We start from the raw sequence: 18222 nt of genomic DNA on the forward strand, positions 1-18222 counted from the left end.
TATCAAGTAAGGGCATACATTTTTCAATAAACAAAATTCGACAAATTATTAAAAAATTGTTTTAACAAATTTCATTAGATGATACATTAGTAATAGATAGAGAGAAAAGAATAGTTAAATTTTTGGGGGTAGAGTAATGGAACAAGTTATGAAGAATGCTTTTTTATTTATGTCTAAAAATAAGTTTTTAACTAAAATGGCTAAAAAGTATGGCCTAAGATTTGGTGCAGCTCGTTTTGTTGCAGGCGAAACAATCGATTTAGCTACAAAAGTTATTAAGGATTTAAATAAAAAGAATTTAAAAGTAACAATTGATTATCTTGGAGAGTTCGTAGATACAGTTGAAGAAGCAAATGAAATGGCTGATCACTGTATCGAAGCAATTGAGGCGATTGGAAAAGAAAAATTAGATTCACAATGTTCTCTTAAAATGACTTCAATGGGACTTGATATTTCTGACGAGCTAGTTTTAGCAAATATGCGTCGTATTTTAGAAGCAGCTAAGAAAAGTGGCGTATTCGTTACAATCGATATGGAAGATTTCTCTCGCTGTGAAAAAACAATTCGTATCTTTAAGCAATTAAAATCAGAGTACGATAATATTGGAACTGTTATTCAAGCTTATTTATACAGAACTGAAAACGATATTAAAGATTTAAACAGTTTAAAACCAAACTTACGTCTAGTAAAAGGTGCTTATAAAGAGCCTGCAGAAGTAGCATTCCCAGACAAAAAAGATGTGGATGAAAACTTCAAAAAAATCATTAAAATGCACCTATTAAACGGTAACTTTACTGCAATTGCTTCACACGATGAAGCAATGATTGAGTATACAAAACAATTAGTAAAAGAGCATAATATTCCTAACGATCAATTTGAGTTCCAAATGTTATACGGAATTCGTACAGAGCGTCAATTAGAACTTGTTAAAGAAGGATATAATATGCGAGTTTATGTTCCTTATGGTACTGACTGGTACGGTTACTTCATGCGTCGTCTAGCAGAACGTCCTGCAAACGTTGCATTCGTATTAAAAGGTATGTTCAGTAAATAATTATTAAAATTAAAGAGGCTAACTAAAAAGGATTGAGTGAGGATCCTTTTTAGTCAGCCTTTTTCTCTTTATACAGGATTTTCTTGTGATAAGTAGTTAGTAGTAAAACAACATTATTCATATAAATGATTGAATATGTAAGGTCCTAGTTTTGCTATTAAATTTGAGTGAAAATTGCTTAATGACCCATATTTTTTTTACCGTACTGCTGATTGTTACTTTGTCTACCTTTTTCTTCTCTTTGATCTCCATGACTTGCATTACCTTGAACACTTGCTGCACTAACTCCACCCTTTGATGGATTTCTTTCACGTTTCATATCTTATCACCTCCATTTCTTAGACTAACCTATTTAAATAAACTTATTAGTAAAAAAATGGAGTGTAATAAAAAAAGCAGAGGAAGAATATTAATCGTAATAAAATTTTTTGTTAATTCGAACTTTTTGTTTATTGCGAAAAATAAGAATTTATCATATAGTGGAAGTAGAGGGCTCATTGATAATGGATTGTTTTATCCAGAAAGTGAATGAGTATTCATTCAAAGATATGAGGAGGAGAAATGCATATGATCCAAAAAATTAAAAAAGCCGCTGTACTCGGCTCAGGTGTGATGGGATCTGGTATCGCTGCACACTTGGCAAACATTGGAATTCCAACATTATTACTTGATATTGTCCCAAGAGAACTATCTGAGGAAGATGCTGCAAAAGGTCTAACTACCGACTCCAAAGAATTTCGTAATCGATTTAGTCAAACGGCTATTCAGAAATTATTAAAACAAAAGCCAGCTCCTCTTGCATCTAAGAAAAACTTAACGTTAATTCAAGCAGGTAACTTTGAAGATGACATGAGTCGTTTAAGCGAAGTTGACTGGATTATTGAAGTAGTTGTTGAAAATTTAGCAATTAAAAAACAAGTATTAGCTAGTGTTGATGCGTACCGCAAACCAGGCTCAATCGTGAGCTCAAATACATCAGGTATTTCAATTGAAGCTATGTCTGAGGACTGTTCGGATGACTTCAAGAAACATTTCTTAGGCACTCACTTTTTTAACCCACCACGTTATTTAAAATTATTAGAAGTTATTCCTACTAAACATACATCTGAAGAAGTACTTACATTTATGAAAAGTTTTGGAGAAGACGTTTTAGGCAAAGGCGTTGTATTAGCAAAAGATACTCCAAACTTTATTGGAAATCGGATCGGAACTTATGGATTACTTGTAACTGTACAAGAAATGCTAAAAGGCGGATACAGTGTTGGAGAAGTTGATTCAATTACTGGTCCAATGATTGGGCGCCCTTCTAGTGCTACATTCCGTACATTAGACGTTGTTGGATTAGATACATTTATCCATGTTGCAAATAATGTTTATGAGCTTGTAGAAGGTGAAGAAAAAGAAGTATTTAAAGTTCCAGAATTTATGAAGGAAATGGCAAAGCGTAATTGGCTTGGTAGTAAGTCTGGGCAAGGATTCTTCTTAAAACAAGGTAAAGAAATCTTAGAATTAGATCCAAGCACATTTGAATATGGAGAAAGAAAAAGCTTGAAAACAGCTTCAACTGAAAGCATTAAGCAAGTTAAAGGCTTAGCGAATAAATTGAAAGCGCTTGTATACGCTGATGATCGTGCAGGTAATTTCTTATGGAGCATTATTAGCCCAGTATTAGTGTATTCAGCTGAATTGTCTGGTGAAATTTCTGATAACATCGTCGGAATTGACCAAGCAATGAAGTGGGGATTTGGCTGGGATTTAGGACCATTTGAAATTTGGGATGCTATTGGTGTATCTAAATCGGTCGTACGAATGGAAAGCGAAGGCCTAACTGTACCAAATTGGGTTAAGAATATGATCGATAGTGGAAACGAAACATTTTATAAAAAAGACAATGGAGTTACTAGATTCTATCATAATGGTCAATATGAAGAGCTAGTAAGAAATGAAAAAGAAGTTAAGTTAAGTGTTTTAAAAGAGCAAGGTCGAATTATTAAACAAAATTCAGGTGCAAGTTTAATTGATCTTGGAGATGGAGTTGCATGTTTAGAATTCCATACAAAAAGCAATGCAATAGGTATGGATATTACACAAATGATTAACTTCGCAGTAGATGAAGTTTCAAAAAATTATAAAGGCTTAGTTATTGGTAACCAAGCTAAAAACTTCTGCGTTGGTGCTAATTTAGCAATGATATTAATGGAAGCGCAAGATGACAACTATTTTGAAATTGAAATGGTTGTTAAAGGATTCCAACAAGCAATGATGAAAATTAAGTATTCAGATAAACCAGTAGTTGTAGCTCCTTACGGTATGACACTAGGTGGTGGTACTGAAATTTGTTTACCAGCAGCTAGCGTAGTTGCTTCTTCTGAAACTTATATGGGCCTAGTTGAAGTTGGAGTGGGCTTAATCCCAGGTGGGGGCGGTAGTAAAGAGCTTTACATTAAACAATTAAAACAGTTTCCAGAAGGTGTTGAGTTTGACCTACAAGCTCTTGCAAATCGTGTATTTGAGACAGTTGCAATGGCAAAAGTATCGACTTCAGCTCAAGAAGCATTTGAAAATGGTTTCTTAAATCATGATGATCGCAAAGTATTTAATGCAGATCACTTAATTTATGAAGCAAAACAACGAGTACTTGAGTTATATGAAGCAGGTTATAGCGCTCCGATTCGTGAAAAAGTACCGGTAGTAGGTGAGTCTGGTTATGCAACTTTATTAGCTGGTGCAAACTCAATGTACTATTCTGGCTATATTAGTGAACATGATTTAACAATCGCTAAAAAATTAGCGTATGTAATTGCAGGTGGAAAAGTGCCATTTGGAACGTTAGTTGACGAAGAGTATTTATTAAATATTGAACGTGAAGCATTTATAAGTTTAATTTCTGAAATGAAATCTCAAGCGCGTATGCAACACATGCTTGTAAAAGGAAAACCGTTACGTAATTAATCGAAAGATGGAGGGAAGAACATGAGAGAAGCTGTTATTGTAGCGGGTGCGAGAACACCTGTAGGTAAAGCGAAAAAAGGATCACTAGCAACAGTTCGCCCAGATGATCTAGGGGCATTGGTTGTAAAGGAAACATTAAAGCGTGCGGGTAATTATGATGGTCCAATCGATGATATTATTTTTGGTTGCTCATCCCCAGAAGCTGAACAAGGATTCAATATGGCACGTAATATTGGAGCGTTAGCTGGATTACCTCATTCAGTTCCAGGAATTACGGTGAACCGTTATTGTTCTTCAGGTCTACAAAGTATTGCTTATGCAAGTGAACGAATTATGTTAGGTCATTCTGAAGCTATTATTGCGGGCGGAGCAGAGTCAATGAGTTTACTTCCAATGGGAGGACATGTTGCTCGTTTAAATAGTAGATTAGTAGAAAATGCTCCAGAGTACTATATGGGGATGGGGCATACTGCTGAACAAGTTGCCAATCGCTATGGCATTTCAAGGGAAGACCAAGATGCTTTTGCAGTACGTAGTCATCAGCGCGCAGCAGCGGCTATTAAAGAAGGGCGTTTTGTTGATGAAATCGTACCAGTGGATGTAACGCTACGTACAGTTAACGCAAACAATAAATTAGAAGAAAAGAATTTTACGTTCTCTCAAGATGAGGGTGTTCGTGAAGGTACATCTTCTGAAGTATTAGCTAAATTAAGACCAGCATTTAATGTGAGAGGTTCAGTAACGGCTGGAAACTCTTCGCAAACAAGTGATGGGGCAGCAGCAGTATTAGTAATGGATCGCGAAAAAGCTGAAGCCCAAGGACTAAGTCCATTATTAAAATTCCGTTCTTTTGCAGTTGCTGGAGTAGCTCCAGAGGTTATGGGGATTGGACCAGTTGAAGCAATTCCAAAGGCTCTTAAATTAGCAGGATTAAGCTTATCTGACATCGGAATATTTGAATTAAATGAAGCCTTTGCTTCTCAATCAATTCAAATTATTCGTCATCTAGGTCTTGATGAGGACCGTGTAAATGTAAACGGTGGGGCGATTGCATTAGGGCATCCACTTGGTTGTACTGGTACTAAACTAACTTTATCTCTATTACATGAGATGAAACGTCGCGGGGAACAGTTCGGAATTGTAACGATGTGCGTTGGTGGCGGAATGGGTGCTGCCGGAGTATTTGAATTAGTTTAATAGTTGTACGAAATAGATTGTTAGAATCATGTCTTCAAACTAGTAAATAGATAATAGGAGGAATTAACGATGGAAAAAACAATCGGTAACTTACTTAAAGGCGGCAGCTTTTTAACAACAGAAGTGACTTTTGATAAAGTTTTTACACCAGAGGATTTTACAGATGAACATAAATTAATTGCAAAAACAACTGAAGATTTTGTAATTAATGAAGTTTTACCTGAACTAGAATATTTAGAGCAACACGAATTTGACCGGACTGTAAGATTATTAAAACAAGCTGGTGAGCTTGGTTTATTAGCTGCAGATGTGCCAGAAGAGTATGGTGGAATTGCTCTAGATAAAATTAGCTCAGCATTAATTACTGAAAAAATTTCACGTGGTGGTGGATTTTCACTTTCTCAAGGCGCACACGTAGGAATCGGTACACTTCCAATCGTATTATTTGGAAATCATGATCAAAAGCAACGTTATTTACCAGGTTTAGCATCAGGTGAGAAATTTGCAGCATATGCATTAACTGAACCAGGTTCAGGATCAGATGCATTAGGAGCAAAAACTGTTGCTAAATTAAATGCTGAAGGAACTCACTACATTTTAAATGGTGAGAAACAATGGATTACAAACTCTGCTTTTGCAGATGTATTTATTGTATATGCAAAAATTGATGGCGAGCACTTCTCAGCATTTATCGTTGAAAGAGATTATGAAGGTGTTTCGACTGGTCCAGAAGAAAAGAAAATGGGTATTAAATCATCTTCAACTCGTACTTTGATTTTAGAAGATGTAAAAGTTCCAGTAGAAAACTTATTAGGTGAAATTGGTAAAGGTCATGTTATTGCATTTAATATTTTAAATATTGGTCGCTATAAATTAGCTGTAGGTACAGTTGGTGGATCAAAACGTGCTTTAGAATTATCTGCAACATATGCTAATCAACGCCAACAATTTAAAACACCAATTGCTAAATTTAGTTTAATTCAAGAAAAATTAGCGAATATGGCTACTAAAATTTATGCAAGTGAAAGTTCAGCGTATCGTACAGTAGGACTTTTTGAGGATCGCTTTAGTCAATTAACGGAAGAGCAAGCAAAAGATCCAAAAGCAGTAGCAGCTGCTGTAGCAGAATATGCGATTGAATGTTCATTAAATAAATTCTTCTGTTCAGAAGTATTAGACTATGTAGCTGATGAAGGAGTGCAAATCCACGGTGGATATGGCTTCATGGCTGAATATGAAATTGAGCGTATTTACCGTGATTCTCGTATTAACCGAATCTTTGAAGGTACAAACGAAATTAACCGATTAATTGTACCAAGCACTTACCTTCGAAAAGCAATGAGCAAAGAATTGCCATTACTTCAACAAGCTCAACAAATTCAAGAAGAATTAATGATGTTAATGCCTGAAGAAGTTGGCGATGCTCCTTTAGAACAAGAGAAATATTTAGTTCGCAATGCGAAGAAAATCGCAATCATGATTGCAGGTTTAGCAGTTCAAAAATTCGGTAAAGGATTAAGTAATGAACAAGAAATTCTAGTAAATATTGCAGATATCGTAAGTAATCTTTACGCAATGGAATCGACAGTTCTACGTACTGAAAAAGCAATTAATAAAGTAGGCTTAGAAAAATCTAACCAAAAGTTACTTTATACTCAGGTATTCTGCCAAGAAGCATTTAATGAAATCGAAGCTCACGCAAAGGAAACACTTGTTGCTGTAGAGTCTGGTGATACTTTAAGAATGATGACTTCAGCACTTCGTAAATTTACACGTCATACACCTGTTAATGTCATTGCGAAGAAGCGTGAAATTGCAGCAAATGTTTTAAGTGAAGAACGCTATACTGTATAATTTTAAACACTGCCAATCAATTGATTGGCAGCTTTTTTTGTAACAAAAAATGTCGAAATTCATACAAAAAAAATAAAAAAATTTCTAAAAAATTAGTAATAGCTTATAAGTTATTAATTAAATGTAATTAAATTCCCCAAATTCCACCTGATATAAGTAGTCAAATTAATTCAAATTTCTACAAAAAACATAAAAATTTTACCTCATATTCGATTTGAACTTATGAACTGAACCTTTGAAATTACTATTCTTGTAGATTTATGTTAAGAAAAATTTATAAATTTTAGAAAGTTTTACCCCAATTTACTCGCTAGTAGGCCTATTTTATAATTCTAAATAATACATATTTCTGAATATTCTAATTTGTTTTTAACCTGCTAAGTAATACAAATTCAATTGAGAAAATTATTGAAATTCGATTCAGTGTATTAAATGTAAAGTCGAGACATGAGGATGAAGTTTTTACATTTTTACAAATAAATTAACTTACAGTTGGTTGGAAAAAGGAGAGTCTAAATGGGGAAAAAAGAAAACAAGAAACTGATTAATGTAATGACAGCAGGCTTAGCCTCTGTAGTCCTTTTGGGGACGAGTACTAGTAATTCATATGCCAATGATGAAACATCTATGGAAAATCCTACTGTTACTGTTCAGGCGTCTCAGTTGAAGGAGAATTCTAAGACGGTTGAGCAGCACAAGATTACGCTGGTTACTGGTGACGTTGTAACAGTCGAAAAGCACAGTGATGGAACTTTGATTGGGACACTTGTACCAAGTGAAGACGGTAAACAAGTCTCTTTTACTGAGAAAACGATTGACGGTGATTATTATCTGATTCCAGATTCAGTGATCCGATTTTTGGCAGCTAATGAAATGGATGAGGACTTGTTTAATATAACGAAATTGATTGAGTATGGTTATGATGATGCTCACCAAACAAGTATTCCGTTAATTGTCACTGAAGAATCAGGAAATGATTCGGCTGTTAGTAAATCAGCTGAGGAAGCTGTGACGACAGGAGCGACAAAAACTTTAGATCTAACTAGTGTTAATGCAGTTGCAGTAAAAGCAGATAAAAAACATGCTAAGAAATTCTGGAATGCTGTTGATGGAGAGGATATTACAAAGCAATCTAAACCTGAACTTACAGAAGGTTTAAAAAAGATTTGGTTGGACAAGCCAGTACATGCAGCACTCGACACGAGTGTTCCTCGTATTGGTGCACCTACAGCATGGGGTGCAGGCTACGATGGCAAGGGCGTTAAAGTAGCCATATTAGACACTGGGGTTGATCCGACTCATCCAGATGTTAAAAATTCCATTAAAGAAACAAAGAGCTTTATTGAAGGTGAAGACTTTGTGGATCACCACGGACACGGTACGCACGTCGCTTCAACGATTGCGGGTTCAGGTGCAGCTTCTGGTGGTAAGCAAAAGGGCGTTGCTCCAGGTGCAGACCTTTTAATTGGAAAGGTACTTAGTAATGAAGGTTCAGGTTCTGATTCTCAAGTTATCGCTGGGATGCAATGGGCTGTGCAAGAAAAAGCTGATATTGTCAGTATGAGCTTAGGTGGTGCTGATCCGAGTGATGGTACGGATCCAATAAGCCAAGCAGTAAATAATTTAAGTGAATCTAGCAACACATTATTTGTAATTGCTGCCGGGAATAATGGCTCTAAAAAGAACACAGTATCTTCTCCAGGGGCTGCTGAAAAAGCATTAACGGTTGGAGCAGTTGACAAATCTGAAACTGGATTTTTGGCGAGCTTCTCAAGCCGTGGTCCGCTGATCAACAATTTCAATGTGAAACCTGAAGTTACTGCACCAGGAGTAGATATTGTGGCTGCACGTGCTGCAGGTACTACGATGGGTACACCAGTTGACGCAAATTATACAAAAGCCAGCGGTACCTCAATGGCTACACCACACGTAGCGGGTGCTGCAGCAATTCTAAAACAAAGACATCCAGATTGGACTGGAGATCATATTAAGCAAGTTTTAGCTGATACAGGTACATTGAATTTCCGCTACACACCATACCAACAAGGAGGTGGACGGGTTAATATTGTGAATGCCTTAGATGCTAACGTTTATAGTAGCCCTGCAGTTGTCAGTTTGGGAGCTGTTATGGCAAAAGATCAGCCAAAAGTAAAAACGTATAAATATGTTAACCCATCTGATAAAGAGGTGATATTGAATCTTTCCTTGGTCGCCAATGGTGAAAACTTAACAACAGCACCTGCTGGAATGTTTACATTAAATCAGACAACAGTAACTGTTCCAGCCCATGGAAGCAGTGAGGTGAATGTGACAGTTAATCCATCACTTGGCATTGTTCAAGATTATAAAGCTATAGTTACGGCTACTTCAAGTGACAATAAAATAATCAATACGATTATAGGTGCAACGAAGGCTGAACCATCAGTTAGGGTAACCCTTCAAACGATTGATCGAAACGGTAAGAAAGGAGTAGCTGAAATTATTGCATCTAACCTCGACACGGGCAAAGTCACGCAGATTTACCCTGCAGCAGGGCAGGATACGAGTGTTTTACTGCCGCCAGGGCGTTATTCGTTTATGGGAACTATATACACAAAAGATGATGAGTCCGGTTGGACTGAGAACTATACTCTTGCAGGTGATCCATTGGTAGAGTTGAAGCTTGATGAGAATAAATCAATTACACTGGATGCTAGGATAGGTAAAGAGGTCAAAATCTCCACACCAAAGGAATCCGAGCAGGGTGCATTCAAAATCGGCTATCGTCAAAAGTTTATAGGCGTTCAGCAGGGAGTTGACTACATGAAAACCGCGAGCGGTCCGATTTGGGATCACATTTACGTAGTTCCGACTAAGCCATTGCCAGATGGTGCAGGGACATTTGAGTATTCCTTCGAGGAACGTAGGTATGCTCCTGTAATCAAGGCATCTTATGATGGACTTGGAGGAACGCTTCCACTAGAACCAGTAGTTTTTGCGCCTAGATTAGACGGACATAAGAATCTAAAAGCAGTAAATTTAGGTAAAGCATTGCCTGAGGATCTGATCGGTAAGCAGGTTAGTGGTAAGATTGCGGTCGTTACTCGTGATGATAATCAGGGAACTGCCAACCAAATTAAAGCTTTACAAGACGCCGGTGCTCAAGCGGTGGTCCTAGTTAACGACAGACCAGGAATTTATTTTGTTAGCGTAAAAAAAGCTGATAATATCGGTATTCCTGCCTATACGCTTGGACAAGAAGATGGTACTGCCCTTCTTAACCGAATTGCGAACGGTCCAACTTTAATCGACTTAAGGGGTATCGCAAATAGCCCATACGTATATAACATATCAATGATGGTTCCTGGTGCAATTCCTGAAGATCCTAGTGATGAAGTGACTGCAGAAAATTCCGCTATCGTGACAAATCATTTCCGTGGAACTAAGGGTAAATACATTGGTGAAACGATGTCGGCAGTTCGTCCACAAGAAGGGGGAATCTTCCAAGTCGTAAATTGGATTGACACTCCACTAGATAGGGAGGATTGGTACTCTACTGGTAGCAAGTGGCCGACTATGGACAAAATGGGTTGGTACCAAACGGTTTATCCAAATCCAGAGCAAATAGGCCAACACGTACAGGATGAAGTTTGGATTTATGATGCTGGTGAAAAACATGAACAAACTTGGTTAGGTGCAGCTATCGGTCAGTCTCAGAATATTATGGCCTATCGCGAAGGAGATAATATCATAATAAACAATCATGAGTTCGGTGATAGCGAACCTACCCACTGGGGAGATTTCCTTTGGAAAGATGACACCGCGAAAGTGCAAATGTTTAAGGACGATAATCTTTTAAATGAAGCTTTATATTTCTCTAACGGAAAACCAATTGCTGTTAGCCCTGAGCAAGCGACATACCGTGTTGTTATGAATACTAAACAATCAACGTGGTCAAGATTATCAACAACTACAGGTACTGCGTGGACATTTAAGTCTACTCGACCTACAAATGGTAAGGAAGACCTAGCGTTATTGTGGCCGAGATATGCCATTCAACTTGATGGAGAGAACAATGCAAAAGGTGGTATCACCGACCATTTCGATCTATCATTCGATCTTCAATCAGGTGCTACACCGGACATGCGTGGTTTAGAGGTTTCAGTCTCTAATGATGATGGCTACACTTGGAACAATGCAAAGGTACAAAAAAATAATGGTAAATATACTGTGACTATAAAAAATCCAGTATCTGGGTACGTTTCTTTGAAAATTAAAGCGTGGGACGTTAATGGTAGTCAGATTGAACAAACTACTATTAGAGCATATGGAGTTCGCTAATTATAGATTAATTACTAAAAAGTGAAGTAATAGAGTATAGAATAATAAATTGATTGAACAAATTGTTACGGGTAGTTTTTGCCCGTTTTTTTTTATGTATAAAGAATTTTTCTGTAAGGTCTAAAATAATCCTAATTAGAGGTAATATTAAGTATAAAATATTTTCTGGTTTAATTTAATCAGTATAGAAGGATATTTTTCCAATTAGTTGTGACATAATAATAAATGTTGAGGAAAGTAGAAACGGTAATTTTGAATTCTGTTAGAAAAATTTTTGAAATGGATATAAAAATTTAAAGATTTGGCATAAAAATAGTTCAAAACACGAACAATATGCTAGTTTGTGCATCATAATATTGCTATAATGGTGTTGACGACAATTTATTACAGAATTTTCGAACGGAACTATTTTAACTCGCTTATTCCCTGTGATAAAATAGATTTTGGGAGGAGTTGCTAAAATGAGTATTATTTTTTATACATATCCAAAATGTGGAACTTGTCGAAAAGCCGCTTCTTGGCTTAAAGAACATAATATTCCGGTTGAAGCAATTGATATTACATTAAATCCACCTTCAAAGGAGTTACTTGCTGATGTTTATAAAGCAAGTGGAATTTCTATAAATAAATTATTTAATACAAGTGGCGTTAAGTATCGTGAGCTTGGGTTGAAGGATGTTATTCCAACAAAAACTGAGGACGAGCTATTAGAACTACTAAGTTCAGATGGTAAATTAATTAAAAGGCCTCTACTTTTTGATGGAGAAAAAGCTACAGTTGGTTTTAATGAAGAAGTATTTGAAAAGGTTTGGTTATAAAATAACTATATAATTTAAGGTAATTAATCAGAGGAGGATTTCACAATGTCAATTCCAAATGAACTACGTTATTCAGAAGAACATGAGTGGGTAAAAGTTGAAGGTAATAAATATTATATCGGTATTACTCATTTCGCTCAATCAGAGCTTGGAGATATCGTATTTGTTGAACTACCAGAAGTAGGCGATGAGCTTACTGTTAATGAGCCATTCGGTAGCGTTGAGTCTGTAAAAACAGTATCTGAACTATATGCTCCAATCAGTGGTAAAGTAATTGAAGTAAATTCTGATCTAGATGAAAATCCTGAATTCGTAAACGAATCTCCATACGAAAAAGCATGGATGGTAGTTGTTGAAGCTACAGACGCTTCTCAACTTGATGAGTTAATGACTGCTGGTCAATACGAAGAAATGATCAATCAAGATTAATTATCTAAAAAAGCGTCCTTTTGGGCGCTTTTTTATTTTGAGTGTATAATAAAAGTAATAAAGCTTAACTTATTTACATAAAACATAATTTAAAGGGACATTTTCATTAAGGGAAAAAAAGGAAACAACAAAGAGGAAATCGAATATACTATATACAAAAGATTTTTAGTCAAAAGTTTTTGAGTCCTATACATTAGGTGATGCCCAGTGAATATTGAAGATCAAAGAAAAGTTATCATTGTCGAAGGTACTACTGATAAGAGAAAGATACAGACGATCATAAAGGAGCCTGTTGATATTATCTGTACGAATGGTACAGTTGGTACTTCAAAGCTAGATGAGCTTGCTGAAATGTTAGATTTAAGAGAAATCTATGTGTTAGTAGATGCAGATGAGGCCGGTGAAAAGCTTAGAAGACTGTTAAAAAGAGAATTTCCACAGGCAGAGCATCTGTACATTGATCGAAGTTATCGAGAAGTGGCAACAGCTCCGAGTCAACATTTAGCTAGTGTATTATTAGGGGCGGATATTTTAGTATTTACAGATTATTTACGTACAAATTAAAAAGGAATAAAGATTATGCAGCAATGGACAAAGAATGAAATAATGCAAAGAGTTCAATCAAAAGAGACAACAGTTATTTATATCTATACCGCAATGTGTGGTACATGCCAAGTAGCGTCAAAAATGCTAGAAATAGTAAATGAGATTCTGCCAAATTTACCAATCTGTAAGGTGAATATTAATGAAATAGTGGAGGAAGCTCAAAGTTGGAAAGTTGAAAGTGTACCTTGTTTACTTATTTTTGAAAATGGGGAAATAAAACAAAAAATTTACGCTTTCAAGTCTGTACCTTATTTACATGAATTGTTAAAAAAATATAATTTATATATTAAACGATGAGTGCATACTGTTAGTTGCACTCTTTTTATATGGCTAAAACTATTTCCTGATTTTAGACATATTTCTTGGGAAATGAGTTGAATGTTGTAGAAATAAAATTAAAATATAGATTTTTATCAAGGTAAATGTCGAGAGAAATATAAAGAATACACCTCTTATCTATGAGAAAATAAGATTAAAGAATTCGGGAGAGGTGTTTATTATGGAAATCAAGGAGTGGGTTGGACAAGCAAGAAACTTATTTATAAAAAAGGAATATTTACAAATCATTTTGCCAATTGAAGAAAAGATTGTAGAAATTAATTGTCTGAATGAAAAAGTTTTTATAAAGTTAAGCAAAAAGGCTCCTTTTATTGAGGTAATTGATCGTTCGATTCCGCAACTCAGAGTTAGTTTTTCAAAGGATGGATGGGAATATCTAAATTCAGGTTTGCAAAGATTAGGGCTTTTATTAAAACTAAATGACGCTTCTTTTGAAGGGAACTATCGATTATTACTACTTATGGAAACCATTTTTCAATATACGAGTGTTGAAAACGAAAAAAAACTTATAGAAAATTGTTGACAACTTGTGTCTATCTTTGTAGAATTGGACTTACGTTAAAGAAATTGCACTCAACAACTAAATAGATCGTAAGTTAACTCTTATCGAGAGAGGTGGAGGGACTGTGCCCTGTGAAACCCAGCAACCGTCAATGATCGTCATTGAAATGGTGCTAATTCCTGCAAAGCATATGCTTTGAGAGATGAGAGAAAGGAATACTTTTTGTATGTTAAACCTTTCTGCTCATGTGAGTTGAAAGGTTTTTTTGTTTTATGCGACTAAAAAAGTACTTTCTTACAAAAAATTGAAAGAAAAGTTGTTAGAATGTTTTGAAAGGAGAACAAGTGTATGATTCAAATAAATAATGTAAGTAAAACATACAAGGGTAAAAAGGGCACAGTTACCGCAGTACAAAATGTTTCGTTAAATATTGAAGCAGGTGAAATTTTTGGCATGATCGGATATAGCGGCGCAGGGAAAAGTACGTTATTACGTATGCTGAATGGACTTGAATCACCTACAACAGGTGAAGTTATTATTAATGGTCAATCGATCTCTAAATGCTCATCTAATCAGTTAAGAAAAGCAAGACAGAAAATAGGAATGATTTTTCAGCATTTTAATTTATTGTGGTCAAGAACTGTATTAGAAAATATACTTTTCCCACTTGAAATTGCTAAAGTTCCAAAAAAGGAAAGCATTAATCGTGCGAAAGAATTAATTAAACTTGTTGGTCTTGAAGGTAGAGAAAATGCTTATCCTTCTGAACTGAGTGGAGGTCAAAAGCAACGTGTCGGAATTGCAAGAGCACTTGCTAATAATCCAGATGTTCTTTTATGTGATGAAGCGACTTCTGCACTAGATCCAGAAACAACGGATTCAATATTAGCTTTACTAACTAATATAAATAAACAGCTTGGCATTACAATTATCCTAATTACTCATGAAATGCATGTCATTCAAAAAATCTGTCAAAGAGTAGCTGTAATGGAAAACGGAAGTGTAGTAGAAGAAGGCCATGTTGTTGATGTATTTACTCGTCCTAAACAAGCAATTACAAAGAAATTTGTGACGCAAATCAAAGGCGATGAAGGTGAAGTAATTTCTCATGGTGATGGGAAGGATAATACTTACAAGCTTACCTTTAAAAATGGTCAAGCAGATCAGCCACATATTTCTGAAGTTGTTAAGCATTTTGATATTGAGATTAACATTCTGCAAGGGAAAATTGTTCAAACTGCTGAAGGCTCTTATGGGACAATGAAGATTCAACTTGTTGGAGACATAAATAACATCAAAGAGGCAATTGCTTATTTAGAATCAAAACAAGTTGAAGTGGAGGTAGCATAAGATGACACAACTTTTTCCGAATGTTGATTGGGATGCAATGCTTTTAGCCACTCAAGAAACATTATTCATGACAGTAATAGCTGCACTTGCAACGTTCATTTTTGGACTAATAATAGGTTTATTCTTATTTTTAACTAGCAAAGATCAGCTTCTTGAAAATAAATTTTTTAATACTATCCTAGCAGCGTTTGTAAATATTTTTCGTTCAATACCGTTTATCATTTTAATCATTTTATTAATTCCATTTACCATCTTTATTCTTGACACTATGCTTGGAGCAAAAGCTGCATTACCAGCATTAATAATTGGTGCTGCACCATTCTATGCAAGGATGGTTGAAATCGGATTACGTGAAATTGATAAAGGTGTAATCGAAGCTGCAAGAGCAATGGGAGCTAGTACCTTTACAATCATCGTAAAAGTATTAATACCAGAAGCATTACCAGCAATTATTTCAGGTTTAACTGTTACTACAATCGCAATTGTTGGTTATACAGCAATGGCTGGTGTAGTAGGTGGTGGTGGACTCGGTAACTTAGCATTTATGGAAGGGTACCAACGTTCAAATAACCAAGTAACACTTGTAGCGACAGTAATTATTTTATTAATCGTATTCATTCTTCAATTTATTGGTGATTTAGTAACAACAAAAATAGATAAAAGAGCTTAATCATATAAGGGAGGAACTGACAGTGAATTTCAAAAAAATCGTAGGATTATTAGGAGCAGGTGTTTTAGCATTATCTTTAGCAGCATGTAATAAAGGTGGAGAAGATAAAAATAAGGAATTAGTGGTTGGTGCATCAAATGTACCGCACGCAGTTATTTTAGAACAAGCTAAGCCAATCCTTGAAAAAGAAGGAATTAATTTAAAAATTGTTAAATTCCAAGATTACGTTTTACCAAATAAAGCACTAAATTCTAAAGAATTAGATGCAAACTATTTCCAACACATTCCATACTTAGAAGCTCAAATGAAAGAAAATGGTTACAAATTTGAAAACGCTGGTGGCATCCACATCGAGCCAATCGGAGTTTATTCTAAAAAATATAAGAGCTTAGATGATCTACCAAATGGAGCTAAAATTATCATGAGTAGCTCAGTAGCTGACCATGGTCGTATGTTAAGCTTATTACAGCATGAAGGTTTAATTAAACTTAAAGCTGGAGTAGATCCTACTACTGCTCAAATTAAAGACATAGCAGAGAATCCAAAAAACCTAAAATTCCAAGCAGATGTTGACGCTGGTATGCTTCCGAAAGTTTATCAAAACAATGAAGGCGACGCAGTGTTAATTAACACAAACTACGCGATTGATGCTGGTTTAAACCCAATGAAAGATGCTATTGCTTTAGAAGGTAAAGAATCTCCATATGTAAACATTATTGCTGTTCGTAAAGGTGATAAAGATAAAAAAGAAATTAAAGAGCTTGTAAAAGTATTACACTCTAAAGAAATTCAAGATTTCATCATTAAAAAATATAAAGGTGCTGTAGTACCTGTAAGTCAATAATAAAAATAGAGGGTACCCCAAGTAACTTTTGATGGGAACCCTCTTTTTTATTTTTAATTCTTCACTAGAATTTGATTTACAGGTGAGATTGGTGGTCGTTCAGCAATAACTTCAATAATATTTTTAGCTGCTATTTCCGACATAGCATCACGAGTTTCATATGTTGCATTTCCAATATGAGGTGTTAATACAACATTTGTAAGTGATTTTAGTTCTTCTGTTATTTTTGGTTCGAATTCAAATACATCGAGAGCAGCGCCCGCAATAATACCTTCCTTTAATGCTTCTACTAATTCCTGTTCGTTCGCTAAAGGACCTCTAGCTGCATTGATAAAAAATGCCGAGTCTTTCATCTTGCAAAACTCTTCTTTACCAAATAAATGGTGTAGCTCAGGTTTATAAGGACAATGAAGGGTTATATAGTCAGAAGTCTGTAGAAGTTCATCCAGCGATACGTAAGTGGCATTTAATTGTTGTTCTAGTTCATTACTCAATCTTCTTGGTTGATGATAAATAATATTCATATTAAACGCCTTAGCTCGTTTAGCTACTGCTTGTCCGATATTTCCAAAACCATAAATACCTAAAGTTTTTCCTGATACTTCTGTTCCTCTAAAGAATAATGGAGCCCATCCTTCAAAACCTTTTGTTCGGCAAAGTTCGTCTCCTTCGACTATTCTTCTGGAAACAGCTAAGAGAATTCCTAAAGTTAGCTCAGCGGTAGCGTCTGTAGAAACGAGTGGAGTGTTTGTCACATGAATCCCCTTACTAGTTGCATAATCTACATCGATATTATTAAATCCTGCTCCGTAATTAGCAATAATATTTACATTTTTAGCAGCATCAATTACTCTTTTTGTGATTGGAGTGGATAGTAAACTTAAAATTGCATCTACCTCACTAACAAGTTCACACAATTCATCTTCTGTAATTAATTGCTCATTTTCATAAACAATAACATGATGATCTTTTAATAATTGCTCAGCCTTTTCTGGAATTTTCCCCGCTACTAAGATATGTGCCAAATTAGAAACCTTCTTTCAACAGTTTAATAATGGATTGTTAATGTTTTTATTATAAATGAAGTTTCAAGTTTTTGTTCACTTTAGTATTTGGTTAGTTTAAAGAATCTATTTATTTTTAAGATTTGTTATCAATGGGAAAAGCAGATCGTAGTCTGCTTCACCGTTGAAATAAAGCATAATCAATATAGAACAAACGGAAGTCTAATTGTGTATTTTAGCAAAAATTTAAAATGTAATTCTTAATAAGAGGTTCATGAGGAAG

The 18222-nt window shown here is 35.3% G+C and carries 15 protein-coding genes and 1 riboswitch; of the genes, 13 read left to right on the forward strand and 2 right to left on the reverse strand.

All coding sequences use genetic code 11. From position 1 onward, the window contains the following. The first annotated feature begins 136 nt into the window (after nucleotides 1-136). A complete protein-coding gene (locus CN925_RS07795; protein ID WP_098845679.1) occupies nucleotides 137-1054 on the forward strand; it encodes a proline dehydrogenase family protein in 918 nt (305 codons plus the stop codon). A 178-nt stretch (nucleotides 1055-1232) separates the two neighbouring features. Here CN925_RS07795 and CN925_RS07800 read toward each other — a convergent pair whose 3' ends face one another. Beyond that, a complete protein-coding gene (locus CN925_RS07800; protein WP_098845680.1) occupies nucleotides 1233-1373 on the reverse strand; it encodes a YuzL family protein in 141 nt (46 codons plus the stop codon). Nucleotides 1374-1624: 251 nt separating this feature from the next. Between CN925_RS07800 and CN925_RS07805 the strand changes: the two genes are divergently transcribed. From CN925_RS07805 to metQ, 12 genes are all read left to right on the forward strand, one after another. Beyond that, nucleotides 1625-4006 (forward strand): 3-hydroxyacyl-CoA dehydrogenase/enoyl-CoA hydratase family protein, encoded by a 2382-nt coding sequence (locus CN925_RS07805; RefSeq protein ID WP_098845709.1) that lies wholly within the window; start codon nucleotides 1625-1627, stop codon nucleotides 4004-4006. Between the two features lie 21 nt (nucleotides 4007-4027). Further along, nucleotides 4028-5203: an acetyl-CoA C-acetyltransferase gene (locus CN925_RS07810; RefSeq protein ID WP_098845681.1), complete on the forward strand. Its 1176-nt coding sequence runs from the start codon at nucleotides 4028-4030 to the stop codon at nucleotides 5201-5203. Between the two features lie 69 nt (nucleotides 5204-5272). Further along, a complete protein-coding gene (locus tag CN925_RS07815) occupies nucleotides 5273-7057 on the forward strand; it encodes an acyl-CoA dehydrogenase family protein (protein ID WP_098845682.1) in 1785 nt (594 codons plus the stop codon). 516 nt (nucleotides 7058-7573) lie between these two features. Further along, entirely contained in the window at nucleotides 7574-11377 is a 3804-nt protein-coding gene (locus CN925_RS07820) for a S8 family serine peptidase (RefSeq protein WP_098845683.1), read from the forward strand. Nucleotides 11378-11838: 461 nt separating this feature from the next. Then, entirely contained in the window at nucleotides 11839-12195 is a 357-nt protein-coding gene (locus tag CN925_RS07825; protein WP_098845684.1) for an arsenate reductase family protein, read from the forward strand. Between the two features lie 45 nt (nucleotides 12196-12240). Continuing rightward, a complete protein-coding gene (gene gcvH, locus CN925_RS07830) occupies nucleotides 12241-12624 on the forward strand; it encodes a glycine cleavage system protein GcvH (protein ID WP_098845685.1) in 384 nt (127 codons plus the stop codon). 213 nt (nucleotides 12625-12837) lie between these two features. Beyond that, nucleotides 12838-13188 carry a ribonuclease M5 gene (locus tag CN925_RS07835; protein WP_088014517.1) on the forward strand — a complete coding sequence of 117 codons (351 nt, stop codon included), beginning with the start codon at nucleotides 12838-12840 and terminating at the stop codon, nucleotides 13186-13188. Between the two features lie 15 nt (nucleotides 13189-13203). Then, complete coding sequence (locus CN925_RS07840) at nucleotides 13204-13527, forward strand: thioredoxin family protein (protein WP_098845686.1); 324 nt, start codon at nucleotides 13204-13206, stop codon at nucleotides 13525-13527. 202 nt (nucleotides 13528-13729) lie between these two features. After that, nucleotides 13730-14092: a hypothetical protein gene (locus CN925_RS07845; protein WP_098845687.1), complete on the forward strand. Its 363-nt coding sequence runs from the start codon at nucleotides 13730-13732 to the stop codon at nucleotides 14090-14092. A 77-nt stretch (nucleotides 14093-14169) separates the two neighbouring features. Beyond that, nucleotides 14170-14280, forward strand: a riboswitch (SAM riboswitch). Nucleotides 14281-14419: 139 nt separating this feature from the next. After that, a complete protein-coding gene (locus CN925_RS07850) occupies nucleotides 14420-15421 on the forward strand; it encodes a methionine ABC transporter ATP-binding protein (RefSeq protein WP_098845688.1) in 1002 nt (333 codons plus the stop codon). 1 nt (nucleotide 15422) lies between these two features. Beyond that, nucleotides 15423-16091, forward strand: a complete 669-nt coding sequence (locus CN925_RS07855) for a methionine ABC transporter permease (RefSeq protein WP_098845689.1) — start codon at nucleotides 15423-15425, stop codon at nucleotides 16089-16091. A gap of 22 nt (nucleotides 16092-16113) precedes the next feature. Then, entirely contained in the window at nucleotides 16114-16935 is an 822-nt protein-coding gene (gene metQ / locus CN925_RS07860) for a methionine ABC transporter substrate-binding lipoprotein MetQ (RefSeq protein ID WP_098845690.1), read from the forward strand. A 53-nt stretch (nucleotides 16936-16988) separates the two neighbouring features. On the opposite strand, the gene CN925_RS07865 is transcribed toward metQ, so the two are convergent. After that, on the reverse strand, nucleotides 16989-17960 hold the full coding sequence (locus CN925_RS07865; protein WP_098845691.1) for a 2-hydroxyacid dehydrogenase family protein: 972 nt from the start codon (nucleotides 17958-17960) through the stop codon (nucleotides 16989-16991). Between the last annotated feature and the right edge of the window lie 262 nt (nucleotides 17961-18222).

It is taken from the genome of Bacillus sp. AFS055030, from assembly GCF_002574545.1.
GTDB lineage: Bacteria > Bacillota > Bacilli > Bacillales > Bacillaceae_G > Gottfriedia.

Excerpts from the sequence above, each read along its gene's own strand:
- CN925_RS07840 (WP_098845686.1), top strand. The coding sequence starts at position 13,204 with ATGCAGCAATGGACAAAGAATGAAATAATGCAAAGAGTTCAATCAAAA.
- CN925_RS07820 (WP_098845683.1), top strand. The coding sequence starts at position 7,574 with ATGGGGAAAAAAGAAAACAAGAAACTGATTAATGTAATGACAGCAGGC.
- CN925_RS07810 (WP_098845681.1), top strand. The coding sequence starts at position 4,028 with ATGAGAGAAGCTGTTATTGTAGCGGGTGCGAGAACACCTGTAGGTAAA.
- CN925_RS07800 (WP_098845680.1), bottom strand. The coding sequence starts at position 1,373 with ATGAAACGTGAAAGAAATCCATCAAAGGGTGGAGTTAGTGCAGCAAGT.
- CN925_RS07825 (WP_098845684.1), top strand. The coding sequence starts at position 11,839 with ATGAGTATTATTTTTTATACATATCCAAAATGTGGAACTTGTCGAAAA.
- CN925_RS07795 (WP_098845679.1), top strand. The coding sequence starts at position 137 with ATGGAACAAGTTATGAAGAATGCTTTTTTATTTATGTCTAAAAATAAG.
- CN925_RS07850 (WP_098845688.1), top strand. The coding sequence starts at position 14,420 with ATGATTCAAATAAATAATGTAAGTAAAACATACAAGGGTAAAAAGGGC.
- gcvH (WP_098845685.1), top strand. The coding sequence starts at position 12,241 with ATGTCAATTCCAAATGAACTACGTTATTCAGAAGAACATGAGTGGGTA.
- CN925_RS07815 (WP_098845682.1), top strand. The coding sequence starts at position 5,273 with ATGGAAAAAACAATCGGTAACTTACTTAAAGGCGGCAGCTTTTTAACA.
- CN925_RS07845 (WP_098845687.1), top strand. The coding sequence starts at position 13,730 with ATGGAAATCAAGGAGTGGGTTGGACAAGCAAGAAACTTATTTATAAAA.
- CN925_RS07855 (WP_098845689.1), top strand. The coding sequence starts at position 15,423 with ATGACACAACTTTTTCCGAATGTTGATTGGGATGCAATGCTTTTAGCC.